General features: G+C 71.6%; 19 protein-coding genes and 4 pseudogenes. 16 read left to right on the top strand and 7 right to left on the bottom strand.

Annotated features, from left to right (window positions below; genetic code table 11):
• Nucleotides 1-32 precede the first annotated feature (32 nt).
• A pseudogene (locus ACZ5DS_RS08250) lies at nt 33-325 on the bottom strand (IS701 family transposase); the annotation flags it as partial.
• A 311-nt stretch (nt 326-636) separates the two neighbouring features.
• On the opposite strand from ACZ5DS_RS08250, the pseudogene ACZ5DS_RS08245 reads away from it, so the two are divergent.
• The 3 genes and pseudogenes from ACZ5DS_RS08245 to ACZ5DS_RS08235 all read left to right on the top strand — a co-directional run bounded on the left by ACZ5DS_RS08245 (nt 637) and on the right by ACZ5DS_RS08235 (nt 2,974).
• Nucleotides 637-1,821: pseudogene (locus ACZ5DS_RS08245) on the top strand (IS110 family RNA-guided transposase).
• Nucleotides 1,822-2,177: 356 nt separating this feature from the next.
• Nucleotides 2,178-2,597, top strand: coding sequence for an aspartate 1-decarboxylase (gene panD / locus ACZ5DS_RS08240; RefSeq protein ID WP_468235159.1), 420 nt, complete (start codon nt 2,178-2,180; stop codon nt 2,595-2,597).
• Between the two features lie 32 nt (nt 2,598-2,629).
• Nucleotides 2,630-2,974 (top strand): GNAT family N-acetyltransferase, encoded by a 345-nt coding sequence (locus ACZ5DS_RS08235; RefSeq protein WP_468235157.1) that lies wholly within the window; start codon nt 2,630-2,632, stop codon nt 2,972-2,974.
• Nucleotides 2,975-3,433: 459 nt separating this feature from the next.
• Here ACZ5DS_RS08235 and gndA read toward each other — a convergent pair whose 3' ends face one another.
• The gene (gene gndA / locus ACZ5DS_RS08230) at nt 3,434-4,873 is read right to left on the bottom strand and encodes an NADP-dependent phosphogluconate dehydrogenase (RefSeq protein WP_468235155.1); all 1,440 of its coding nucleotides are present in this window, start codon (nt 4,871-4,873) and stop codon (nt 3,434-3,436) included.
• Nucleotides 4,874-5,156: 283 nt separating this feature from the next.
• Here gndA and ACZ5DS_RS08225 point away from each other — a divergent pair, with 283 nt between their 5' ends.
• Nucleotides 5,157-6,326, top strand: a complete 1,170-nt coding sequence (locus ACZ5DS_RS08225; RefSeq protein ID WP_468235153.1) for a transglycosylase family protein — start codon at nt 5,157-5,159, stop codon at nt 6,324-6,326.
• Here ACZ5DS_RS08225 and ACZ5DS_RS08220 read toward each other — a convergent pair.
• Entirely contained in the window at nt 6,316-7,473 is a 1,158-nt protein-coding gene (locus tag ACZ5DS_RS08220) for a DMT family transporter (protein WP_468235151.1), read from the bottom strand. The two genes, ACZ5DS_RS08225 and ACZ5DS_RS08220, sit on opposite strands and share 11 nt — an antisense overlap.
• Before the next feature lie 229 nt (nt 7,474-7,702).
• Here ACZ5DS_RS08220 and ACZ5DS_RS08215 point away from each other — a divergent pair, with 229 nt between their 5' ends.
• The 7 genes and pseudogenes from ACZ5DS_RS08215 (at nt 7,703) to ACZ5DS_RS08185 (ending at nt 16,622) form a co-directional block, all read left to right on the top strand.
• Nucleotides 7,703-8,452 carry a (2Fe-2S)-binding protein gene (locus ACZ5DS_RS08215; protein WP_468236360.1) on the top strand — a complete coding sequence of 250 codons (750 nt, stop codon included), beginning with the start codon at nt 7,703-7,705 and terminating at the stop codon, nt 8,450-8,452.
• 40 nt (nt 8,453-8,492) lie between these two features.
• On the top strand, nt 8,493-9,644 hold the full coding sequence (glgA, locus tag ACZ5DS_RS08210; protein WP_468235149.1) for a glycogen synthase: 1,152 nt from the start codon (nt 8,493-8,495) through the stop codon (nt 9,642-9,644).
• 53 nt (nt 9,645-9,697) lie between these two features.
• A pseudogene (locus ACZ5DS_RS08205) lies at nt 9,698-9,930 on the top strand (sugar phosphate nucleotidyltransferase); the annotation flags it as partial.
• Nucleotides 9,931-10,172: 242 nt separating this feature from the next.
• Nucleotides 10,173-10,877, top strand: a pseudogene (locus ACZ5DS_RS08200) (GlgC family sugar phosphate nucleotidyltransferase); the annotation flags it as partial.
• A 126-nt stretch (nt 10,878-11,003) separates the two neighbouring features.
• The gene (locus ACZ5DS_RS08195; RefSeq protein ID WP_468235148.1) at nt 11,004-13,325 is read left to right on the top strand and encodes a GH92 family glycosyl hydrolase; all 2,322 of its coding nucleotides are present in this window, start codon (nt 11,004-11,006) and stop codon (nt 13,323-13,325) included.
• A 145-nt stretch (nt 13,326-13,470) separates the two neighbouring features.
• A complete protein-coding gene (locus ACZ5DS_RS08190; protein ID WP_468235146.1) occupies nt 13,471-14,802 on the top strand; it encodes a wax ester/triacylglycerol synthase family O-acyltransferase in 1,332 nt (443 codons plus the stop codon).
• A 326-nt stretch (nt 14,803-15,128) separates the two neighbouring features.
• Nucleotides 15,129-16,622 (top strand): SDR family NAD(P)-dependent oxidoreductase, encoded by a 1,494-nt coding sequence (locus ACZ5DS_RS08185; RefSeq protein WP_468235144.1) that lies wholly within the window; start codon nt 15,129-15,131, stop codon nt 16,620-16,622.
• Nucleotides 16,623-16,680: 58 nt separating this feature from the next.
• On the opposite strand, the gene ACZ5DS_RS08180 is transcribed toward ACZ5DS_RS08185, so the two are convergent.
• Together ACZ5DS_RS08180 and ACZ5DS_RS08175 are read right to left on the bottom strand one after the other, a co-directional pair.
• The gene (locus tag ACZ5DS_RS08180; RefSeq protein WP_468235143.1) at nt 16,681-17,532 is read right to left on the bottom strand and encodes an SDR family oxidoreductase; all 852 of its coding nucleotides are present in this window, start codon (nt 17,530-17,532) and stop codon (nt 16,681-16,683) included.
• A gap of 182 nt (nt 17,533-17,714) precedes the next feature.
• On the bottom strand, nt 17,715-18,113 hold the full coding sequence (locus ACZ5DS_RS08175) for a hypothetical protein (RefSeq protein WP_468235142.1): 399 nt from the start codon (nt 18,111-18,113) through the stop codon (nt 17,715-17,717).
• A 408-nt stretch (nt 18,114-18,521) separates the two neighbouring features.
• On the opposite strand from ACZ5DS_RS08175, the gene ACZ5DS_RS08170 reads away from it, so the two are divergent.
• From ACZ5DS_RS08170 to ACZ5DS_RS08160, 3 genes are read left to right on the top strand one after another with little or no spacing between them, the layout of a single operon-like run.
• The gene (locus ACZ5DS_RS08170; RefSeq protein ID WP_133918774.1) at nt 18,522-18,695 is read left to right on the top strand and encodes a hypothetical protein; all 174 of its coding nucleotides are present in this window, start codon (nt 18,522-18,524) and stop codon (nt 18,693-18,695) included.
• A 57-nt stretch (nt 18,696-18,752) separates the two neighbouring features.
• Complete coding sequence (locus tag ACZ5DS_RS08165) at nt 18,753-19,259, top strand: GNAT family N-acetyltransferase (protein WP_468235141.1); 507 nt, start codon at nt 18,753-18,755, stop codon at nt 19,257-19,259.
• A complete protein-coding gene (locus ACZ5DS_RS08160; RefSeq protein ID WP_468235139.1) occupies nt 19,256-19,876 on the top strand; it encodes a hypothetical protein in 621 nt (206 codons plus the stop codon). Before ACZ5DS_RS08165 ends, ACZ5DS_RS08160 begins: the two co-directional genes overlap by 4 nt.
• Here ACZ5DS_RS08160 and ACZ5DS_RS08155 read toward each other — a convergent pair.
• Nucleotides 19,867-21,219, bottom strand: a complete 1,353-nt coding sequence (locus tag ACZ5DS_RS08155) for an amidase (RefSeq protein ID WP_468235138.1) — start codon at nt 21,217-21,219, stop codon at nt 19,867-19,869. The genes ACZ5DS_RS08160 and ACZ5DS_RS08155 overlap by 10 nt on opposite strands.
• Before the next feature lie 234 nt (nt 21,220-21,453).
• Here ACZ5DS_RS08155 and ACZ5DS_RS08150 point away from each other — a divergent pair, with 234 nt between their 5' ends.
• Nucleotides 21,454-22,350, top strand: coding sequence for a hypothetical protein (locus ACZ5DS_RS08150; RefSeq protein ID WP_468235136.1), 897 nt, complete (start codon nt 21,454-21,456; stop codon nt 22,348-22,350).
• Here ACZ5DS_RS08150 and ACZ5DS_RS08145 read toward each other — a convergent pair.
• Nucleotides 22,340-22,774 carry an Lrp/AsnC family transcriptional regulator gene (locus ACZ5DS_RS08145; RefSeq protein WP_468235134.1) on the bottom strand — a complete coding sequence of 145 codons (435 nt, stop codon included), beginning with the start codon at nt 22,772-22,774 and terminating at the stop codon, nt 22,340-22,342. The genes ACZ5DS_RS08150 and ACZ5DS_RS08145 overlap by 11 nt on opposite strands.
• Nucleotides 22,775-22,871: 97 nt before the next feature.
• Here ACZ5DS_RS08145 and ACZ5DS_RS08140 point away from each other — a divergent pair, with 97 nt between their 5' ends.
• Entirely contained in the window at nt 22,872-23,804 is a 933-nt protein-coding gene (locus ACZ5DS_RS08140; protein ID WP_468235133.1) for an SMP-30/gluconolactonase/LRE family protein, read from the top strand.
• Nucleotides 23,805-23,979: the final 175 nt, after the last annotated feature.

Below are 23,979 nucleotides of genomic sequence, written 5' to 3'. Positions count from 1 at the left end.
CAGTTGCCGGCTCTCGTTGTAGCTCGGCGGGCCAGGCCGTCCGGCTCAGTGCGACGTGTGTGCTCGTCTGCGGGCGCGACGGCAAGGAAAACATGGGCGAACATGGCGAGGGTGACCCAGGGGCTCCAGGGTGGGTAGCGGCGGACCTGGTGTTCATCGAGTCCGGCTAGGCCTTTCATGGCCTGGAAGGCCTCCTCTACCCGCCACCTGAAGCCGACCGCCCTGAAAAGGGTACGCAACGGAACTGCTGTAATGGAATCACCCCGGCGTAGGCGAGTTCGCCGATGGTGCGGTTGAGCCGAATCAACAGCTGACGATCCGCTGGACAACACTCGGATCGCTGTGCGGGATGGAGACCTGCGATGCGGCTGGGCGATAGCGGAATGGTGCGGACAAGTGATCAGCGGACCGCCCATTACCTTCCTCGTAGAGCCCGGTTCGGGTTCGTGGCCCTCGGGGCCGGTATGACTCTTTGCCCCTGTCCTTGATCATCCGCGGGGTGCTGTCGCCGGTCTTGGCGGCACCGGATGGTCGCTGATGGAAGCGTGTCCGCCGACAGGCAGGGCTGCGTAATTTGGCTGCCGATCTCCGGTGCCGGTCGGGCCACCGGTTGTGACTCCGGGGAGGGAAAGCCCGGTGACCAGCAACGACTTCAACTCGATCGATGTGTTCTGCGCCCTGGACGCGGGCAAGTCCACCCACCACGGCACGGCTCTGCCGGCCGACGGACGCACGACCTTCGACAAGCCGCTGCCCAACGGCGAGCCCCAGCTGTGGGAGCTGTTCGCCCGCCTGGAGCGCAAGGGGAAGGTCCTGGTTGTGGTCGACCAACCGGCCTCCATCGGCACCTCGGCAGTCACCGTCGCCCGTGCTTGTGGATGCGAAGTTGCCAATCTCCCGGACCTGTCGATGCGCCGGCTGGCCGATCTGCACCCCGGCACCGGCAAGACCGACGCCCGCGATGCCTACGTCATCGCCGATGCCGCCTGCACCATGCCCCACCTGCTGCACTCCATCGACCCCGACGAGCGCGTGGGGGCCGAACTGACCACGGTCCTGGGATACGACGACCACCTCGCCCAGGACGCCACCCGCACCTCCAACCGGCTGCGCGGACTACTCACCTCCATCCCCCCGCTCTCGAACGCGTCCTTGGACCACGCCTGCGCCACCCGGCCGTCCTGGCCCTGCTGCAGACCTGCGGCTCCCCGGCCGCATTGGCTCAGGCCCCCGCCGAGGAGCTCATCCAGGTCATGACTGACGCTGCCCCACGGATGCGGACCGCTCGGGAGCTGGCCGGACAGATCCATGCCGCCCTGGCCGAGCAGACTGTCCAGGTCCCCGGCACCGACTCGGCAGGAGAGATCATCTCCGGTCTGGCCGAGGCCCTCGCGGTCCCCCTCAAGCGCCGGAAAACCTGGAAACCCGGGCCGCCGCCCTGCTGGAGGCCCACCCTCTCGCGAAGGTCCTGACCTCCATGCCCGGGGTCGTGGTCAGGACCGGTGCCCGCATCCTGGCCGAGGTCGGCGACGCCAGGCCTCCTACGCGGGACTGACCTCCACCACGTGTCGTTCGGGGACCTCCATCCCGGGGGAAGGACCGCCCCGCGGCGGCAACACGATGCTCAAACGCGCGCTGTTCCTGGCCTCGTTCGCCTCGCTGAGCAGTCCCGAATCGCGGGCCTACTACGACAGGAAGCGGGCGGAAAAGAAGCGCCACAACGCAGCCCTCATCTGCCTCACCCGCCGCCGCGTCGACGTCCTGCACGCCATGCTCAGGCACCGCACCCTCTACCAGCCCGGGCACGAACAAACAGCCTGACCAAGCCCACAGACCTTGACCGAACAGATAGAAGCACCCCCCGCGAATCTTTCGGGCTGCAGTGCGTGCTCACGGGCAGTGAGTCATCCCGTGACCCGCATGTACCTGATGCGGCGTCAGATAAGTCAGCATCTGGTCAGCGTCAGTTCCCGAACATCCTGAAAAGGCTGTCCGAACAGGCGCCTGGTCGGTGGCCCCCAACAGCCAGGTTGGCGCGGAAGCCCAGGCAGGGAGCCCTGTCACCGATGAGAAGCGATGTTCCTCACAATCATCGACTTCTACGCGTGCCCGTGTAGAGTGAAAACCGCCCTTGACCTGCAAAAAGCTGGCAGGGAGCCGTCTTCCAGGAGTCCAAAGTGCTGCGTACTCTGTTCAAGTCCAAGATCCACCGCGCCACCGTCACCCAGGCCGACCTGCACTACGTGGGATCGGTGACCATCGACGCCGACCTGCTGGACGCCGCCGACCTGCTGCCCGGCGAGCTGGTCCACATCGTCGACATCACCAACGGCGCCCGGCTGGAGACGTACGTCATCGAGGGCGAGCGCGGGTCCGGGGTCGTGGGGATCAACGGGGCGGCCGCCCACCTCGTCCATCCCGGAGACCTGGTGATCATCATCAGCTACGCTCAGGTCACCGACGCCGAGGCGCGGGCGCTCAGGCCGCGGGTCGTGCACGTCGACGCCGAGAACCGGATCATGGCCCTCGGCGCCGACCCGTCCGAGCCGGTGCCCGGTTCGGACCAGGAGCGCAGCCCGCAGGCCGTACGGGCCTGACCGGCGGACGACGACCAGGAGCGTGCGTGCCCATGAGTGACATCGAGATCCGCGACGACCGGGCGGCGGGCCGCCTGGAGGCTGTCGGCGAGGGCGAAGTCGCCGGCCACATCGAGTACTTCGTCCTCGAGTCGCCCGCGCGCGCCCTGGTCCCGGTCCACACCATCGTGGAGCCGGCCCACGAGGGCAAGGGCATCGCGGGCTCCCTGGCCCGCGAGCTGTACGCCCTGGCCGAGCGCGAGGGCGTCCCGGTCGCCCCGCTGTGCCCGTACGTCGTCAAGTGGGCCGAACGCCACCCCGAGGTGGCCCCGCCGGCCGACCCGGAACTGCTCGCGGCCGCGAAGGACTGGCTGCGCGCTCACCCGGGACGGTTCTGACACATGTCCCGGGACCGGCTGCGAGCCCCGGGACGTGCCCACAGGTGAGTGGGCGAGCGCCGCCCGGGTACGCGGGGGAGTAGTCCAGAGGCGACGTCCTGCGACCGCCCGGAGGCCTCCCATGACGCACCCGTACCCCGACCCCGCATCCCCGGGAACGCCACCGGTCCCGGGCCCCACCCCACCGGACCCGTACCCCACCCCGGTCCCACCCCCGGAACCGGGTCCGGCCCCAGCACCGGAGCCCCCATCACCGCCCCCCACTCCGACCCCGGTCCCCCCTGAGCCCTCACCCTCCCCGATCCCCCCGGGCCCCGAGCCCGTACCGAACCCGGAACCGGGCCCACCCCTCACCTGAAACCCCCGGGAAGCCGTAGGGCGCGGGGAACTGTGCGACCGGCCACGGCACACCCGCACCCGCGCCACGACAGCTCCCCCCGCCCCGCAGGCGCACAGGACCTAGGCCGAAACCTCCGTCCGGTCCCCACCCCACAGCGTGTGGAACGCCCCCTCCTGGTCCACCCGCCGATACGTGTGCGCCCCGAAGAAGTCCCGCTGCCCCTGCGTGAGCGCCGCAGGCAACCGCTCGGCCCGCAGCGCGTCGTAGTACGCCAGCGCCGCCGCGAAGCCCGGCGTCGGCACCCCCTGCCGGGTCGCTGCGATCAGCACCTCGCGCCAGTCGTCCTGCGCGGCGGCGATCTCCTGCGCGAACGTCTCGTCCGACAGCAGGCTCGGCAGGTCGGCGCGGGCGTCGTACGCGGCGCGGATGCGGTCCAGGAAGGCCGCGCGGATGATGCAGCCCCCGCGCCAGATCGAGGAGACGGCCCCGAGGTCGATGTCCCAGCCGTACTCCTCGCTGCCCGCGGCGATCTCGTGGAAGCCCTGCGTGTACGACACGATCTTCGACGCGTAGAGGGCCTGCTCCACCCGGTCGGCGAAGGCGGCGGCCTCCGCCTCGCTCAGCGTCTCGGGCTTCGGGCCCGCCAGATCCCGCGAAGCGGCCCGCAGCGCGGCGTGACCGGACAGTGACCGGGCGAACACGGCCTCGGCGATGCCGGACACCGGCACGCCCAGGTCCAGCGCGATCTGTACCGTCCAGCGGCCGGTGCCCTTCTGCTCGGCCTGGTCGACGACCACGTCCACGAACGGCTTGCCGGTCGCCGCGTCCACGTGGGACAGCACCTCGGCGGTGATCTCGATCAGGTACGAGTCCAGGCGGCCCTGGTTCCAGGTGCGGAAGATGTCCGCGATCTGCGCGGGGGAGTACCCGGCGATGTCCCGCAGCAGCTGGTAGGCCTCGCCGATCAGCTGCATGTCGGCGTACTCGATGCCGTTGTGCACCATCTTCACGAAGTGCCCGGCACCGTCCGGACCGACGTGCGTCACGCAGGGCGCCCCGTCCGCCGCCTTCGCCGAGATCTTCTCCAGCATCGGGCCGAGCGAGTCGTAGGACTCCTTCGGGCCGCCCGGCATGATGCTCGGCCCGTGGAGCGCGCCCTCCTCGCCGCCGGAGACGCCCATGCCGACGAAGTGGATGCCCTGCTCGCGCAGCGCCTTCTCCCGGCGGCGGGTGTCCGCGAAGTGCGCGTTGCCCCCGTCGATGATCATGTCGCCGGGCTCCAGGAGCGGGGCGAACTCCTCGATCACCGCATCCGTCGGACCGCCGGCCTTGACCATGATGACCAGCCTGCGCGGCCGCTCCAGCGCGGCCACGAACTCCTCGGCGGTCTCGGCCGCGATGAAGTCCCCCTCGGTGCCGAACCCTTCCACCAGTGCCTTCGTCCGCGACACCGTACGGTTGTGCACGGCGACCGTGTAGCCGTTGCGCGCGAAGTTCCGGGCGAGGTTGCGGCCCATGACCGCGAGACCCGTGACGCCGATCTGCGCTGAAGTGCTCATACCGCCTGCTCCCTAGCTGCCTCGTGACTACGGCTCCGTCCGTACGGGCCCTCGCCCATCCTGACGTGCCGCTACGGCGAGCGCACATCCGACCCGCCACGCACTGTTTACGCACGGAAGGCGCCCGTCTCCTCACTGTGGCCACCGCTCACGGCCGATCCCGCCAAGGAGGGCCGTTTCCCGGCCACTTGGTGACCACATGCGGCCGATTTGCCGTCTTGTCATGGCCTGTTCGGGGCGCTTACTTTTGCCGCTCCTGACGCATGCCGAGGGGATTTCGGACATGGCCGTACGCGGACGGCATCGCCGGTACCAGCCGAACAGGATCAACCGCGCCTCACTCACCGTCACGGCGGGCGGCGCCGGCCTCGCGATCCCGCTGGTCGCCGCGGGCACCGCCGACGCGGCCGACGCGTCCACCTGGAACAAGGTCGCCGCCTGCGAGTCCAGCGGAAACTGGGGCATCAACACCGGCAACGGCTACTACGGCGGACTGCAGTTCACCCAGTCCACCTGGGAGGCGTACGGCGGCACCCGGTACGCGCCGCGCGCCGATCTCGCGAGCCGCGACCAGCAGATCGCCATCGCCGAGAAGGTCCTCGACGGACAGGGGCCCGGTGCGTGGCCGGTGTGCTCGGTGCGGGCCGGGCTGGCCCGGGGTGGTGGCACACCCGACGTACACACGGACAGCGCCGCGACCCGCCCCGCGAAGACCTCCTCGGTGCGGGACGTACAGCCGCAGACCACCCCGCAGTCCCGCGCGGGCAAGGCGGAGATGTACACGGTGGTGCACGGTGACACGCTCTCCGGCATCGCCGGCGAACACCACGTCCAGGGCGGCTGGCGCCGGCTGTACGCGGGCAACCGCGCCACCATCGGCTCCGATCCGGACCTGATCCTGCCGGGCCAGCGGCTCAGCCTGCGCGCCACCGCCTCCCCGGCATCCGACACGCACACCGACACGCACACCGACACCAAGCCCAAGGCCCCGAAGAAGAAAGCCCCTTCGGAGCAGAAGACCTCCCATCACTCGACGTCCCACGCCGGCCGTGCGCTCGTCGTCCCGGTCAACGCCGCCATCGGCACCGGCTACCACGTCGCCGGGTCGCACTGGTCGAAGGGCTACCACACCGGGATCGACTTCCTCGTGCCGACCGGCACCTCCGTGCGGGCCGCGGCGGCCGGACACGTGGTCGCCGCGGGCTGGGGCGGGTCCTACGGCTACCAGGTGGTCATCCGGCACGCCGACGGGCGCTACACCCAGTACGGCCACCTGTCCGCCATCTCCGTGCGCGCCGGGCAGAGCGTGTCCGCGGGGCAGCGCATCGGCCGCTCGGGGGCCACCGGAAACGTCACGGGCCCGCATCTGCACTTCGAGGTGCGGACGGGGCCCGGCTTCGGTACGGACATCGACCCGGTCGCCTATCTCCGGGCCGGCGGCGTCAGGATCTGACCCGCGTACGGTCCCGGACGGGAAGCGGCATGAAGTAGCTTGCGGACAGCAGGGGGTACGTCAGCACAGCGGGGGCGGCCGACGGGGCGCCGCCGCTCTCGCCGTCGTCGGCCTGGGCCGCCAGGATCACGTCCGGGAGGCTGGCGCCGACCGGCGCGCTCAGGTCCTGCGGCACCGGCCCGGCCGCGATCTCTCCGGCCTCTGCCTCGGGAAGCGCCTCCTCCAGCTCCGTCTCCGCGGCCGTACGCTGCCGCGGCACGCTTGCGAGCAGCTCGTCGGCGTCGGACGCGGTCTCCGGGACCGGCTCCGCAGCCGGGGCGCTCTCCAGCCGCTCCGTCGTCAGCAGGATCAGGCCACCCGCGGCCACCACGCCGCAGCCCAGGGCGAGCACCGTGCCCGTGGTGCCGTAGCGGAACGTCTCTCCGAACATCATGATGCCGACCGCGGCGGCCAGCACCGGGTTGACCACCGTGAGCGTGGCCAGCGGCGCGGCGAGGCCGCCGCCCCGGTAGGAGGCCTGGGACAGCAGGACGCCGGCGGTCGCGAACACGCCGATCAGTGCGAGGGACGACAGCTCGCCGAGGCTCATCCCGCTGTCCCAGTCGACCGTGGCCGTCTTGGTGAACACCGACGACATGCCGAAGGCGATGCCGGAGGCGGTGGCGAGCAGCACGCTGCGCACGGCCGGATGCCGGTGCACGGCCAGGCCCGCGCACATCAGCGCCGCGACCGCCCCGCCGGCGACCAGCGCGCCGGCCAGACGCTGGGCCGCGTCGAGCGAGTGCGCGTCGGCCGAGCCGACCAGGGACAGCAGGCCCGCAAGACCCACCGTGGCCATGATCGCGCCCCGCCAGGCGGTCGCCCCGGCCCTGCGGCCGATGCACAACGCCGCCATGGGCAGGGCGAAGACGATGGTCAGCGCGCCCAGCGGCTGCACCAGGCTGAGCGGGCCGCAGGCCAGCGCCACGACGTGCAGCACGCCGCCGAGCCCGTTCAGCGCCATCGCGGCCCACCAGCCGGCCCGGCGCAACGGCATGTACGACCCGTCGGGAGAGGACACCGCGACCTGCTCCTGCACGATCGCTCCGCCGGCGTAGGCGACGGCGGAGACGAACGACAGGAGCACGGACAACGCGAGGGCGCTCATCTGCAGCTCCACTGCATGTGGCAGGACCCCGGGGCCCGGCGCGGCGAACGGTCGGCTTCCATGGTCAACACTCTGCCCGCTCGGGGCTCTTCCCGTCGTCGTACCTGAGCACGCATTGGGTCCTACTGCCGATGGAGTACGCCGACCGTGCGATCATCCCCAAGGCGGGTGACCACGGGTGGACACCCCGGGGTCCGTGCCGCGAACGGGCCTGGTACTAGTGCTCCTCGTGGACCTCGACCCCGATCTCGCCGCCCTCCGCCCGCTCGGCGGGTTCTTCGTCCTGCGCACCGTCGCAGCGGCGTCGGAGCCGGCTTCCCCGTCGTTGCCGACGCTCGCGGAGGCGTACGCAACGGCATCATCGGATGATTACCGCACTGCGCTCACTGTCCGTGTCGACACCGTCGGGCACCGTCTCCACACAGCCGAACCGCGTGTTGCCGCCTCCATCGCCCACCTGGGCCTCGCCTCCCGGCTGTGGTCCCCGGCCCTGGCCTGTGCCGCCCTGTACGGCCGGCTGCCCGACCTCGACCCCGGCCTGTTGCGCTGGGACGCCGCCGCCACCGCCCCCGACGACCTGTGGCTGACCGAGGTGCGCCCGCTGCCCGGTGACGCGGCGACGCTCGCGGACACCGTGCTGCACGGTCACCTCGAACCCCTAGGGGAGACCCTGAAGGCCCGTTACGGCGTCGCGGCCGGCCTGTTGTGGGGCAACGCCGGCTCCGCGCTCGCCGGCGCGGTCCGCGAACTGGACCGCTGGGCACGCGCGAACGGCCGTACCGAGGTCGCGGACCGGGCCCGCACCCTCACGGACGCACTCTTCACCCACCCCCTCCTGCGTACCACCGGCACCCGCACCGGCACGGCCTTCCGCCGCCGCAGCTGCTGCCTGTACTACCGCGTCCCGGGCGGCGGAGTCTGCGGCGACTGCTGCTTCACCCGGCCGCCGCGCTCTTCCCCGGACGCCGCTTCTGGGTGACCATGAAGGGAACCTGCCGCCGGGACAAGGGGGTTGTCGGGTGCGTGTGGGACTGCTGACCCGGGAGTACCCCCCGGACGTGTACGGCGGCGCGGGCGTCCATGTGGAGTTCCTCGCCCGGGAGCTGACCTCCCTGGTGGACCTGGAGGTGCACTGCTGGGGCGAGGGACGCGGCGTCGGCGTCGTACGTCACCGCCCCTGGTCCGTCCTCGACGGCTCCAACGACGCGCTGCGCACCTTCTCCGTGGACCTGTCCATCGCCGCCGCCCTCGAAGGCCGCGAACTCGTCCACTCCCACACCTGGTACGCCCATCTCGCCGGCCACTTCGCCAAGCTCCTGTACGGCATCCCGCACGTGGTGACCGCCCACTCGCTGGAGCCCCTGCGCCCCTGGAAGGCCGAGCAACTGGGCGGCGGATACGCCCTGTCGAGCTGGGCCGAGCGCACCGCCGTCGAGGCCGCGGACGCCGTGATCGCCGTCTCGGGGGCCATGCGGGAGGACATCCTCGCCTGCTATCCGGTGCTGGACCCGGCGAAGGTCCACGTCGTGCACAACGGCATCGACACGACCCTCTACCGGCCGCACCGCGGCACCGACGCCCTCACCCGGACCGGACTCGACCCCGCCCGCCCGTACGTCCTGTTCGTCGGCCGGATCACCCGCCAGAAGGGCGTGCCCCATCTGCTGCGCGCGGTACGGGACATCGACCCCGGCGCCCAGGTCGTGCTGTGCGCGGGAGCCCCCGACACCCCGGAGATCGACCGCGAGTTCCGGGAGTTGTACGAGGAGTTGAGCCGGGTCCGCGAGGGTGTGTTCTGGATCCCGCAGATGCTGCCGCGCACGGATGTGATCCAACTCCTCACGCATGCCGCCGTGTTCGTCTGCCCGTCGGTGTACGAGCCCCTCGGTATCGTCAACCTGGAGGCGATGGCCTGCGGCACGCCCGTGGTGGCCTCCCGGGTCGGCGGCATCCCCGAGGTGGTGGAGGACGGCAGGACAGGCCTCCTCGTCGACGTGGACGACGACTTCGAGGAACGCCTCGCGCGGGCGCTGGACGCCGTCCTCGGCGACCGGGAGACGGCCCGGCGGATGGGAGAGGCCGGACGGGAGCGCGCGGTGGGCGAGTTCGGCTGGGACGCGGTGGCCCGGCGCACGGCCGGGCTGTACGAGGAGGTCCTCAAGCAGGCTTAGTCCGCGCCGGCTGAGGGCAACCATGGATCTACCAGGGTGAGGGGAGCGGGCCCATGCGTCGTGGCGGACCTTCGGTGCTCGGAATCGTACTGGCGGGCGGAGAAGGCAAGCGCCTGATGCCCCTGACCACGGACCGCGCCAAACCAGCGGTCACCTTCGGCGGCACCTACCGGCTCGTCGACTTCGTCCTGTCCAACCTCGTCAACGGCGGGCGCATCCGCGTGCCGACCCAGCGCAGTTGCCCTCGCTGGACCGGCACTTCACCATTACCTGGCGGATGTCCAGCGTCTCTGATTGGCTTAGCGGATCTGAGCGTTGCCCAGGCTTGAGAGCCAATCGCCTTCGTGCCCTGGTACTGAACGGCCGCAGCCATCAGCCCGCGTGGCACGTCCCTCCGGACGCTGATCGGTCAGGCCGCAAGACCCAACCGAGGAGGGTGCCCGACGTCGCCTGGGCGCCGGGCGTGCAGGTAGCACTCTGCCACAGCTTCGCTACGTTTCGCTAATTCAGCTGGTGAGCCTGCTCCGCGGCCGCAATGTCGAGCGCTTCCTGGAGAAGCCCGCGGACCCGCCCGGTCTGGCCGACGATCCCGAGTGCGTGTTCGCCTCCATGGGCAACTACATCTTCACCACCAAGGCCCTCATCGAGGCGCTGCACCGCGACGCCGAGGACGGGCAGTCCGTGCACGACATGGGCGGCTCGATCCTGCCCCAGCTGACCGGCCGCGGCGAGGCGCAGCTGTACGACTTCAGCGACAACCACGTGCCCGGCGAGACCAGCCGCGACCAGGGCTACTGGCGGGACGTCGGCACCCTGGACGCGTACTACGAGGCGCACATGGACCTGATCACCGAGCGCCCCGCCTTCAACCTGTACAACCGTCAGTGGCCCGTCTACACCCACTCCAACCAGCTCTCCCCGGCCCGCTTCAGCGCGGGCGGCATCGCGAGCGAGTCCATCATCAGCGCGGGCTGCCTGATCCGCGGTCAGGTCACCCGGTCCGTGCTGTCGCCCGGCGTACGGGTCGACCCGGACGCGGTCGTGCAGGGCTCGGTGCTGCACGACAACGTGCACATCGGCCGGGGCGCGGTCGTCCGCGGTGCCGTCCTGGACAAGAACGTCGAGGTGCCGCCCGGCGCGACGATCGGCGTCAACCCGGAGCGGGACGCCGAGCTGTACACCGTCTCCCAGGGCGGGGTGATCGCCCTGGGGAAGGGGCAGCGGGTCTCCTGACGGACGCACCGTCAGAACGCTTTCGAACGCGACGCGTTTCGTATCACCCTCCCGGAATGCCCGGGTTCGCATCGTTCGGCCTTCACGATGCAGGCAACGATGTCGAACCTTCGGAGGTCATCCGACATGAGAGGGACCCGGCGCACACGGCTGTGCCTGGCCGGGGTGCTGGCAGCGTCCACGCTGATCGCCACCCCCGCCGCACGGTCCGCCGAGCGGACCGACGGCCACCTCACCGACCTGGTCAACCCGTTCATCGGGACCCAGAACGAGGGCAACACCTTTCCCGGCCCGGCCGTGCCCTTCGGCATGGTGCAGCTCTCCCCGGACACCGGGCACAGCACCGGCTACGACTACACACAGAACCGCATCCGCGGCTTCTCGCTGGTCCATCTCTCGGGCGTCGGCTGCCGGATCGGCGGCGACCTGCCCGTGCTGCCGACCACGGGCGAGGTCACACAGACGGACTACGCCCAGTACGCCGCGGGGTTCTCGCACGCCGACGAGGCGGCGAGCCCCGGCTACTACCGCGTCGGCCTCGACTCCGGGATCCGCGCCGAGCTGACCGCGACCGAGCGCACCGGAGTGCAGCGCTACACCTTCCCGGCCACCGACAAGGCCAACGTCCTGCTGAACGCGGCCCAGTCGCTGCACCAGGCGGGCAGCAGCAGGGTCGAGGTCCTCGACGACCACACCGTGCGCACCGAGATCACCGGCCACGGCTTCTGCCGGGACACCGGCCCGTACACCGTGTACACGGTTACCCGCTTCAGCCGGCCCTTCACCGCGTACGGCACCTGGGACGGCCCGACGGTCACCCCCGGCGCCCGCACCGGCCGCGGCGGCGCCTTCGTCCGCTTCGACGCGACCAGGGACCGTACCGTCGAGGCCACCACCGCCCTGTCGTACGTCGACGCGCGCGGCGCCGCCGTCAACCTGCGCGCCGAGGGCGGCCGGTCCTTCGACACCGTACGGAACCTCGCCCGCGAGGAGTGGGAGCGGCGGCTGGCGACCGTGAACGTCCACGGCGGCGACCCGACCCTGCGCCGCACCTTCTACTCGTCGCTGTACCGCTCGTTCCTCGCGCCGAACATCGGCAGCGACGCCGACGGCCGCTACACCGGCTGGGACCGCCGCATCCACCGCGCGGAACGGTTCACGTACTACCAGAACTGGTCGCTGTGGGACACCTACCGCACCCAGGCCCAGCTCCTCGCCCTGCTCGCGCCCCGCGAGGCACGCGACATGGCCCTGTCGGTGGTGAAGGTCGACGAGGACGGCGGCTGGCTGCCCAAGTGGGGCTACGGACCGGTCGAGACGAACATCATGAGCGGCGACCCGGTCACCCCCTTCCTGACCACCGCCTACCAGACGGGCCTGCTCAGGGGCTTCGAGGAGCGCGCCTACCGGGCGCTCAGGAAGAACGCCGACGGGGTGCCGCCCGCCGCCTACCCGGGCATCGGCCGCGAGTCCAACGCCGAGTACATCGCGCACGGCTTCGCGCCCTACGACAAGGACCGTCCGTACGCCAAGATGGGCGACTCCGACTACCGGCACGGCGCCTCCGTCACCCTGGAGTACGCCCTCGCCGACGCCGTGCTCGCCCAGATGGCCCGCGGCCTCGGCCACACCGAGGACGCCGCCCGCTATGCCGCCCGGGCGCAGAACTACCGGAACATCTTCGACCCCTCCACCGGGTTCTTCCGCGCCCGCGACGCCGCCGGCGCCTTCACCGGCTCGGACGATCCGGCCCGCGGCATCGGCTTCCACGAGGGCACCGCCTGGCAGTACCAGTGGCTGGTCCCGCAGGACCTGCCCGGCATGATCGGCCTGATCGGCGGCACGAGCGCGGCCAACACCCGCCTGGACACCTTCTTCGCCTACGACCGGTTGCTGGCCGACCCCGCGAAGACCGCCCGCGAGGTCTGGGTGCACGGGAACGCGTACAACTACTACAACGCCGACAAGTACAACCCGATGAACGAGCCCGACCTCATCGCGCCGTACACCTACCTGGCCACCGGCCAGCCCTGGAAGACCACGGACGTGGTCCACGCGGCGCTCACCCTCTTCACCGACGGCCCGACCGGCATGACCGGCAACGACGACCTCGGCACCATGTCCGCCTGGAACGTGCTGTCGTCGATCGGGCTCTTCCCGATCCAGCCCGGCTCCGACACCTGGGGTCTGTCCACCCCGGTCTTCGACCGTGTCGACCTCACCCTGGACCGCCGCTTCTGGCCCGGCGGCCGGCTCACGGTCACCGCGCCCGGCACCTCGGCGAGCGCGCGCTACGTCCAGTCCGTCCGCACCGACGGGACACCGCACACGCGGACCTATCTGACGACGGCCGCACTGCGCTCGATGCGCGCGCTCGCGTTCACGGTCGGCCCGCGCCCGTCCGAGTGGGGTACGTCACCCCAGGCGGCACCACCGGTACTGAAGTGACCTCAGGAGTCTCATGAGTCCCGCCCCTTTCCGAGGGGCGGGACTTAATCTGATGTTAACTGAGCGTAGCTTGATCGTACTTGACCGTAATCGGCAGTCGGATATTGACTGCATATCTCCCCCGTCGTCGACGCGAGGCAAGCCCTTGACTTCCGACCTGCTCGCTCCCCTCGACCTGGCGTTCTGGAACATGGAGTCCGCACGGCATCCGATGCATCTTGGCGCGCTCGGTGTCTTCGGCGCGCACTCGCCCACGGCGGGCGCCCACGCCGCCGACCTGCTCGCCGCGCGTGCCGCCGCCGTGCCCGGTCTGCGCATGCGCATCCGCGACGTCTGGAAGCCGCTCGCCTTCGGCGGCGCCGCCCGCGAGACCGACCCGGACTTCGACCCCCTCAACCACGTACGGCTGCACGCCCCGACCGGCGACTTCCACGCGGTCGCCGGGCGGCTCATGGAACGACCGCTGGAGCGTGAGCGGCCGCCGTGGGAGGCGCATGTGCTGCCCGGGGAGGACGGCATCTCCTTCGCCGTGCTGTTCAAGTTCCACCACGCCCTCGCCGACGGGCTGCGCGCGCTCAAGCTCGCCGCGGGCGTCCTGGACCCGGTGGACCTGCCCGAGCGCGGTCCGCGCGCCATCGAACCGCCGCGCAGCCTGCTGTCCGACGTGCGCCGGCTGCCCGGGATGGTCCCCGGGCTGGTCAGGGGCGCCCTGTCCGACGTGGGCCGGGCCCTGGACATCGGCGCCTCCCTGGCCCGGTCCACCCTCGGTATGCGCCCCACGTCCGCCCTGACCTCCGTGCCCAGCGGCACCCGCCGCACGGCCGGCGTCGTCGTGGACATCGACGACGTGCACCGTGTCCGCAAGAGCGCCGGGGGCACCGTCAACGACGTCCTCATCGCCGTCGTCGCCGGCGCCCTGCGCCGCTGGCTGGACGAACGCGGCGATGGCAGCGACGGCGTGGCGCCCCGCGCCCTCGTCCCCGTCTCCCGGCGCCGCCCGCGCGCCGCCCACCCACAGGGCAACCGGCTCTCCGGCTACCTGATACGGCTTCCGGTGGACGACCCCGACCCGCTGCGCCGCCTGGACACCGTCCGCACCGCGATGATCCGCAACAAGGACGCGGGACCCGACCGGGGCGCCGGCGCCGTCGCCCTGCTCGCCGACCATGTGCCCGCCCTCGGCCACCGACTCGGCGGACCGCTGGTCGGCCAGGCCGCCCGGCTCTGGTACGACATCCTCGTCACCAGCGTGCCGCTGCCCGGACTCGGGCTGAGGCTCGGCGGGCACCAGCTCACCGAGGTCTACCCGTTCGCCCCGCTCGCCCCCGGCCAGTCCCTGGCGGTCGCGATCTCCACGTACCGCGGCCGCGTGCACTACGGGCTGGTCGCCGACGCGCAGGCTGTTCCCGATCTCGACGTGTTCGCGCGCGCGGTGACGGTCGAGCTGGAGACGTTGCTCTCCGTCTGCGATCACTGAGCACCCGGCTTTTGGCGTCTGCGATCACTGGGCCCCCGGCCTTCGGCCGGATGTGGGTTCCCACCCGCACCACCCGTGCGGCTTTCGTCGCCGGGTGCGGGTGGGGCCTGTGGGGCGGGTGCGCCGCCGGCGGCCGTGGCCCGGTCGGGGCCGGGCGGCTGATCGTCCGAGTGGCTTCGGTGCACCCGCCGGGCTGCGCGGCCGTACGGCCGCGGCCGCTGGTCCGATCGGGTTTGGCGGGGAGCCGGTCCGCTCCGTAAAATTCCCCGTTCGAAAGCGGGCGCGAGTCGGAGCGCTGCGCGGGTGATCAGGGAAGCGGCAGCGCGATGACGGTGACAGAGGACGGCCCGACGACCACGGACGAGGTCGTGTACGGCCCCGGCATCGACCCCGAACGCCTGGCCGTCTGCCTCAGCGTGCTCGAGGAGCTCGACAAACTGGAGGTCGACCACCCCGACGCCATCACGGTGCGCCGGGCCACGGCCGGCATCTACCGCACGGTCAAGCAGCGCCGCCGCCAGGAGCGCCGCGCCGCCAAGACCGCCCACGACAAGGCGGTCACCGAGGCCACCGCGACCGGCTCCGCCCAGCGCATCGACGACGAGACCGAGGGCATCCTGCCGTCGTCGATCACCGAGGCGGGCAAGATCGCGGGCATACTCCAGCGCCCCCGCTCCTGCTACACCTGCAAGACCCGCTACGTCGAGGTCGACTACTTCTACCACCAGCTCTGTCCGGACTGCGCCCGCCTGAACCGCGACAAGCGTGACGCCCGCGCCGACCTGACCGGCAAGCGTGCCCTGCTCACCGGCGGCCGCGCCAAGATCGGCATGTACATCGCGCTGCGCCTGCTGCGCGACGGCGCGCACACGACCATCACCACGCGCTTCCCCAAGGACGCCATCCGACGCTTCAAGGCGATGGACGACTCGGCGGACTGGATGCACCGGCTGGAGGTCGTCGGCATCGACCTGCGCGACCCGGCGCAGGCCGTGGCGCTCGCCGAGCAGGTCGCCGAGGCGGGTCCGCTCGACATCCTGATCAACAACGCGACGCAGACCGTGCGCCGCCTGCCCTCCGCGTACGCGGCCCTGGTCGAGGGCGAGAGCGCCCCGCTGCCCGCCGGCGAACTCCCCGCCCACCACGTCATCGGCGCCTTCAACTCCGGCGCCGTCGACGGCATCGCCGCGCTGCCCCTCGGCACCAGCGGCCTGGACGCGCAGAAGGTCGCCGACCTCGCGCTCGTCGCGGGCAACGCCAGCGTCGCCCGGCACCTCGACGGCACCGCCATCGACGCGGGCGGTCTCGTACCCGACGTCGTCGAGACCAACACCTGGGTGCAGACCATCGACCAGATCTCGCCGGTCGAGCTGCTGGAGACCCAGCTGTGCAACTACACGTCGCCGTTCATCCTGATCAGCGCCCTGCGCTCGGCGATGGCGGACGCCGCGAAGAAGGCCGCCAGCGGACGCGCGTACGTCGTCAACGTCTCCGCGATGGAAGGCGTCTTCGGCCGCGGTTACAAGGGCGCCGGGCACCCGAACACGAACGCCGCGAAGGCGGCCATGAACATGGTCACGCGGACCAGCGCCGAGGAGATGTTCCGGACGGACGGCATCCTCATGACCTCCGTCGACACCGGCTGGATCACCGACGAGCGTCCCCACTACGACAAACTGCGCCTGGCCGAGGCAGGCTTCCACGCCCCGCTCGACCTGGTGGACGGCGCGGCCCGCGTCTACGACCCGATCGTGCTCGGCGAGGCGGGCGAGGACGTGTACGGCGTCTTCCTGAAGGACTACACGCCGGGCAAGTGGTAGCGGCTTGCGCCGGGCGCCGGCCGTCTTCATGGCGCCCCGGGGAGCCGCCAGCCGCTGGTCAACTGCGGCTTGTGGGTGGCTGGTCGCGCAGTTCCCCGCGCCCCTGAAGGGGCGCGGGTCCGTGCGCCCGCATGTGCTCATGCACCGCGAATCCGGTTGACGTTCGTGCGGCCCGTACCCGTGTCCCGCCGTCCACCAGCAGATCGGCGCCGGTGATCCACTCAGCGGCGTCCGAGGCGAGCCACACCACGGCCCGCGCCACGTCCTGCGGCTCCCCGATCCGCCCGAGCGGCAGTCCCGCCGCCACCTCCGCCTCGCCCGGCTCCCACACGAACCGGGCCATCTCGGTGCGGACGAGCCCGGGGGAGACGGAGTTGACCCGCACACGCGGTGCGAGTTCGCCCGCGAGCTGCTGCGTCAGATGCAGAAGGGCCGCCTTCGTGGTGCCGTACGCGCCGACCTGGGGCCCCACATGGGCGGCGCCTTCCGTGCACACGTTGACGACGGCCCCGCCGTGCTCGCGCATCCACCCCCGCCACGCGCACTGCACCAGCCGCAGCGGTGCCTCGACGTTGACCGCGAACGCCTCCCGCCACGCGTCCGCGCCGGCCTCCATCAGCGGACCGTAGGGCCGGTTGGTCGCCGCGTTGTTGACGAGGACGTCCAGCCGCCCGAACTCGCGCAGCACCAGGTCCGTCAGCTCCTCGGGATGCCCCGGGTCGGCCACGCTCCCGGCCAGCCCGATCCCGCCCAGCTCGGCGGCCCTGCGCCGGACCTCGCCGGCGTCCCGCCCGGTCACGCACACCAGCGCCCCGGCCGCGGCGAGCGCCCCGGCCACGGCACGCCCGATCCCACGCGTCCCGCCGGTGACGACGGCGGCCCTGCCTTCGAGCCCGTACAGCGAGGTCATCGCCGTACAGTCTCATGACGGCCCGTCAGAAACCAGGGGCGCGCGCCCCCAAAAGGGTGCGGGGTCGTATCGCTATGCGGCTGCGCCGCGTGATCGATAGGCGGCTGCGCCGCGTGGGCGCGACCGGCCACGGCGGCGCCGCGGGCAAACGACGGCCCGTCGCGGCCCCCACGGCGGAGCGCTCATGCGCCGAGCCGCGAGTTCCGGGCCGCGATCAGCTCCAGTACGGTGCGCCAGTCCTCCAGGACGCCGGCGTCGAAGAGCGTGGTGCGGCCCTCCTCGGCGGCGTGCCGCAGCCGCAGCAGATCGTCGTCGGCGCGGCCGGCGGGATCGCACTCCCCGCGCACCAGCCGGAACACCCGCTCGCCTAGCAGCGGGCGCACCGCCTCGGCGGCGCTGCGGGCCCGCCCCGCCTCGTCGGCCGGGCCCAGCGCCGGCCCGATGCCGTGGACCAGCCCCGCCACCTGGAGCTCCTTGTCCGCGGGGCGGCTGCGGCGCAGCAGCGCGGCGGTTCGCAGCGCGTGCTGGTGCCGGCCGGTGTACAGCAGATCCATCAGCTCCTCGACGCTGCGCAGCTCCATGCGTCAGTCCTTCCGCGAGACAGCCGTTGCCGCTCTTCACCAGATCATGGCGAGCTTGCGACCCGGCCAACGGCACCTGAACTGCGCCGCATGTAGGCCGAGGGGGTGAATTGCTCCGACGGTCGGGTGATGTGTCTTGTGGCAAATAGCCCCATATTGAGGGACATTGGGAGGCACGTGACTTCCGATAGTTACACCTTGTTTGCACTCCCTATCGAGCGGGGGCCCGCTCATTTGGTTACTCTGGAAGGGACGGACTGCAGTACCGGGTCCCACCCAGACCCCTCGTCCGTACCGGCGCCACCGCGTCCGAACTGGCCTTCCATCCAGACCCGAGCGGGCGACGAGTGCCGGAGAGCAGGCTGTCCGGTATGCCCCGAGGGTGACCCGACACATAAGGAGTGCGCGGTGACACCGGAGAAGACGAATCGCGAACAGCGCCCCAAGGAACGCACGGAGCGCGGGGGCCGCCGGCCCGGAGAACTCGGCAGCCTCGACGTGTGGGCGCGGTCCGCCCCGATCCGCCTCGCGGGATACGAGGACGACCTCGCCGAGCCGCACATCCTGCCCAGCGTGGACTGACCCACCGGGCCGGATCATCGCGATGGCCGTACGCATGGGCGTGGCAGACTCACGCCCATGCTGATCAGAGAAGCCGTGGCCGAGGACTGGCCGCGGATCTGGCCTTTCTGGCACCGGATCGTCGCCGCCGCCGAGACCTACGCCTGGGACCCCGGCACCTCCGAGGAGGCGGCCCGCGCCCTGTGGATGGGCCCGGCCAAGCGCGTCTACGTGGCCGAGGACGCGACCGGGGCCGTGGTCGGCTCGGCCTACCTCACCCCGAACTACGGCGGCCCCGCCGCGGGCGTGGCGAACGCGGGCTTCATGGTCGACCCCGCGCACACCGGCCAGGGCATCGGCCGAGCCCTAGCCGAACACCTCCTCGCCGAGGCGAGAACCCACGGCTACCACGCGATGGTCTTCAACGCCGTGGTGGAGACGAACCCGGCGGTCGCCCTGTGGAAGTCCCTCGGCTTCACCATCCTCGGCACGGTTCCGAAGGCGTACGACCATCCCCGCCACGGCAGGGTGGGCCTGCACATCATGTACAAGGCGCTCGACCAGCCGGAGGGTGGACGATCGTGACGGCCGAGGAGTACAGCGCCGCCGACATCAAGGTCGTCGAGTTCGACGAGCACGTACGGCGGAGCCCGGCGATGTACTTCGAACTGCCCCCCGATCACCCCGACCTGGCCACCCGGGTGCTGTGCCGGGTCCTGGTGCACGCCCTCCACCCGGCGGCCCGACTCGCCCCGGACCACACCCTGCGGGTCGTGGCGGAGATCCACGGAGATCTCGCCTTCACCGTCACGGACGACCTGCCCTACGCCCTGGACGACGGCACGGGCCGACCGCGACTCGGGTACTACGGAGCGCTGCTCGGCCCCGAGCGCTGGATCAGCGCCGCCGCGGCTGTGCTCAGCACGCGGACCGTCGTCGAGGTGTGGCGGGACGGCCACGGCGTCCGGCAGGAACTCGCAGGGATCCGCCCGGCGGAGGAACCCCGGAGTTTCGCCCCGCCCGCCGGTGCGGGGACGCGCGTCGCCTTCGCGCTCGACCCCGCGTACTTCGCCCCCGGAACGGCCATCACCACCGACCTCGACGGCCTCGACCTGCACGGCCCGTACTGCGCGGACCCGCCTGGTCCCGGCGGTGTCACCCTCCGGGACCTGCGCGACGGACGTGAGGTCCGCTACCGCTGATCCGCGAGCGGCGCCGTCCGCTGCCACGGGTGCAGGGTCTCCAGGTGTTCCGCCAGGTCCAGCAGGTTCTCCTCCGCGCCCGGGCGGCCGACCAGTTGTACGGCGCAGGGGGCACCGGAGGGGAGGGTGCCGAAGGGGATCGACATGGCGGGCCAGCCGGTGAGGTTCCACGGCGGGGTGAAGGGCGAATAGGCGGTGTTGGCCAGGATGTTGCGCAGCCAGCCGCGCTCGTGCCAGGGGGCGGCCTGCGGGGAGCGGCGGGCGAGGGCCGGGGTGAGCAGGACGTCGTGCTCGGCGAAGAAGGGGGTCAGCCGGGCGCGGAGGCGCTCGCGCTGGTCGCCGGAGCGGACCGAGGGGAGGAAGCGGCGGCCGACGGCCGCGTGCACCCGGGTCCGCCGGGCCAGCCGCGCCGGGTCCAGCCCTGCCGCGTCCACCGCCGTACCCGCCGTCCAGTGCTGGAGCGAGGTGACGCCCAGCGAGAGCGGGTAGGGCGGCTCGGCCCGCCGGACCCGGTGCCCGGCCTTGGCCAGGACCCCGGCGGCCTGCCGGACCGCGGTCGCATACGGCTTGCTGACGCTCACGCCGGTGAGCGGGCTGCGCACGGCCGCGGCGATCCTGAGCGGTGTCCGCTCCGCGCGCCGGGCGAACTCGGTGTCCGCGAGGACCGACAGCATCAGACGCAGATCCTCGACCGTCGTCGCCAGCGGACCGTTCTCCGACATCCCGAACCAGTCGCCGTTGCCGATCCCCGCCGGCACCACCCCGTGCCCCGGCTTCAGCGTGACCAGCCCGCAGTTGGCCGCCGGGATGCGCAGCGAGCCCATGCCGTCGTTGCCGAGCGCGAGCGGCACCAGACCCGCCGCGACCGCCGCCGCGCTGCCGCCGGACGAGCCGCCCGCCGTGCGCGAGGTGTCCCACGGGTTGCGGGCGGTGCCGTACACACCCTCCGTGGTGCCGAAGACGCACAGCTCGGGCACGTTGGTCAGACCGACGACCACGGCACCCGCCGCCCGCAGCCGGGCCACCGTCACATGGTCCTCGGCGGCCGGGGTGTCCGGCGTCGCGGCCGAGCCGTTGCGGTGGGACTCGCCGCGCACCGCCAGATTGTCCTTCACCGCCACCGGCACACCGGCGAGCGGCAGTTCGGCCAGATCGGCACGGGCGCCGACCGCGTCCGCCTCCGCGAGCGCCGCCTGGGCCCGGACCGAACGGAACGCCCCGACACGTCCGGCGAGCCGCTCGATCCGCGCGAGGTGCTCCGCCACCACCTCCCGTGGCGTGACCTCCTTCGCGCGTACGGCGGCGGCGATCTCTGCGGCGGTCCGGTCGGCCCAGCTGCTCACGGGCACTCCTTGGCTACTCGTCGGCTACTCGTCGGTATGCATCAGGCGCGTAGGGAGAACTGTGCACGGTCGTGGGCGGCACGTCGAGAGGCCGAGGGCGACCCTTCGATCGGTCGTCCGTTCTCTGGCTCAAGTCCAGCCCCTGCAGGCCTGTTGACAGCCCCGTAGCTCACCACAGACACACCCGCACGGGCCGCCGAACGCCAGGGACCGTGGGCCGCCGTCCCCGACCCGGTGCCCGTCCCGCTGGACGCCCTCTACGACAACGACGGCCTCGACACCGCCACCGCACACGGCGGCGACTTCGACGGCTCCGGCTACACCTTCCCCGGCGAGGAACTGCCCGCCGGCCGCGTCGAGGTCGACGGCGTCCCGTTCCTCTTCCCCGCCTCGACCGCCGGCGCCCGCAACAACGTCGTCGCCCTCGGCCAGCGCCTCGACCTCCCCAAGGGCCACTACCTGTCGGCGTTATTCCTCACCGCCGCCAGCTACGGCAACGCCTCCGGAACGGCCACCGTCCACTACGCCGACGGCGCGACCACCACCGCCGGCCTCGGCGGCTCCGACTGGTATGCGGCGGGCGGCCCGCTGTCGGCGCCGTACCGCTACCGCCCGGACGGCGGCAAGGACGAGCACAGCGTCGGCATCGGCATCGGCGTCGCGGAAGTGTGGCTCGATCCGCGCCGGGAAGCGGTCGCCGTCACGCTCCCCGTCACCAACCCGGCCGAGGCGAACACACCATCCCTGCACGTCTTCGCGCTCACCCTCCAACCGGTCGCCGTCGGAAGGGCGTTGGCCCTTCGGGCCCCGCACTCCACCCCCTCCCTGCTCGAACCGTCCGGCGCGCAGAGCGTGGAGGCCACCGTCGTCAACGCGGGCACGGTCCCCGTACTGGCCGCCGACGGCGTCGCGCTGGCGCTCGACGTCCCGGGCGCCCGCACGGTCCAGCCGGCCCGCATCCGCCGCCTCGACCCCGGCGAACAGGCCCGCGTCCGCATGGCATCCGCAACCGCCCGGGCACGCTGCAACCAAGCTGGGTTGCGGCGGGAGTTCGTCAACGTACCGGAGGCGGCGCGCAAGGCGGGCCGGTACGTGTGGGTGTTCAAGGTGGAGTGGCGGGTCACGGGGTGACAGGGCGCTCGAAGAAGGTCTCGAGCACCACGGTGGCCTGAGTGCCGCTGACTCCTTCGATCGCGTATATGCGGCGCAGCACGTCCTGGAGTTGCTGCGTGGTGGCGGTCCTGACCTTCACCAGGACCGAGGCGCTTCCGGCGATGACGTGCGCTTCCTGGATCTCCGGGATGGCGGAGAACCGGTCGCCGGAGTCGCCCACCCACTGGGTCGAGTCCACCATGACGAAGGCGAGCACGCCCCGTCCGACCGCCGCGGGATCGACCTCGACGGTCGTCCTGCGGATGACGCCCCGCTCACGCAGCTTGCGCACGCGTTCATGGGTCGCCCCGGCGGACAGCCCGACGGCCTCCCCGAGCGCCGCGTAGGACCGCGACGCGTCCTGCTGGAGAAGGGAAAGCAGCTGCCGATCCACATCGTCCACCAGATCTCCTTCGGTAATGTGGTTGATCTTCCGAACCCCATTCTGCATAGTCTGGATCAGGCAGATCAACATTCGTTTCGATGGTGAAGGTGACGGCATGCCCGGCGAGCGACGGCAGGTGTACGAGATCCTCGATGACCGGTTCCGTACGGGCAGGTGCCACGCGGGCGACTCGAAGCTGGAGACCCTCTTCGAGGGCTGCCGCTGGGCCGAGGGCCCCGTCTACGTCCCGTCCGGGCGGTACCTGGTGTGGAGCGACATCCCCAACGACCGCCTGCTGCGCTGGGACGAGACCACCGGGACGGTCGGCGTCTTCCGCTCACCCGCCGGCCATCCCAACGGCAACACCCTGGACACCGAGGGCCGCCTCATCACCTGCGAGCAGGGCAACCGTCGCGTCACCCGCACCGAGCACGACGGCTCGGTCACCGTGATCGCCGACCGTTTCCAGGGCAAGAAGCTCAACAGCCCCAACGACGCCGCCGTGCGGTCCGACGGCTCGATCTGGTTCTCCGACCCCGACTTCGGGATCACCACCGACTACGAGGGCCACCGCGCCGAGAGTGAGATCGGCGCCTGCAACGTCTACCGCGTGGACCCGGGCACCGGCGAGGTACGACAGGTCGCCGACGGCTTCCAGGGCCCCAACGGCCTCGTCTTCTCGCCGGACGAGCGCCGGCTGTACGTCTCGGACAGCAGGGCCAACCACATCCGCGTCTTCGACGTCCAGGACGACGGCACCCTCACCGGGGGCGAGGTCTTCACCGAATGCCGGATCGGCACCTTCGACAACATCCGCTTCGACGACGGGGGCCGGCTCTGGGCCGCCGCCATGGACGGCGGTGTGCACTGCTACGACCCGGACGGCACGCTCCTCGGCCGCCTTCTGGTCCCCGACGTGGTCGCCAACATCCGCTTCGGCGGCGCCAAGCGGAACCGCATGTTCATCGCCGCCGACACCGCGCTCTACTCCCTGGTCATGTCGGTCACCGGCACCCCACCGCTGCCGACTGCGATCCACATGTCCTGACCTCCACTCCCGCAGAGTTCAGGAGCAACCGTTACCGCACGACCGAGCACAAGCGGCGGCTGCCGATCGCACCCTGAGCTGCGCGCTAGGTGTATTGACCCGCAGGGTTGTTCACGCGGGTGATGGGTGGCTGGCCGCCGAGTGCGGTGTGGCAGCGGTGGTGGTTGTAGGTGTG

The organism is Streptomyces sp. NPDC031100, from assembly GCF_055570785.1.
The sequence above is the reverse complement of the archived record's forward strand: the minus strand, read 5'-3'. Positions and strand labels throughout refer to the sequence as shown.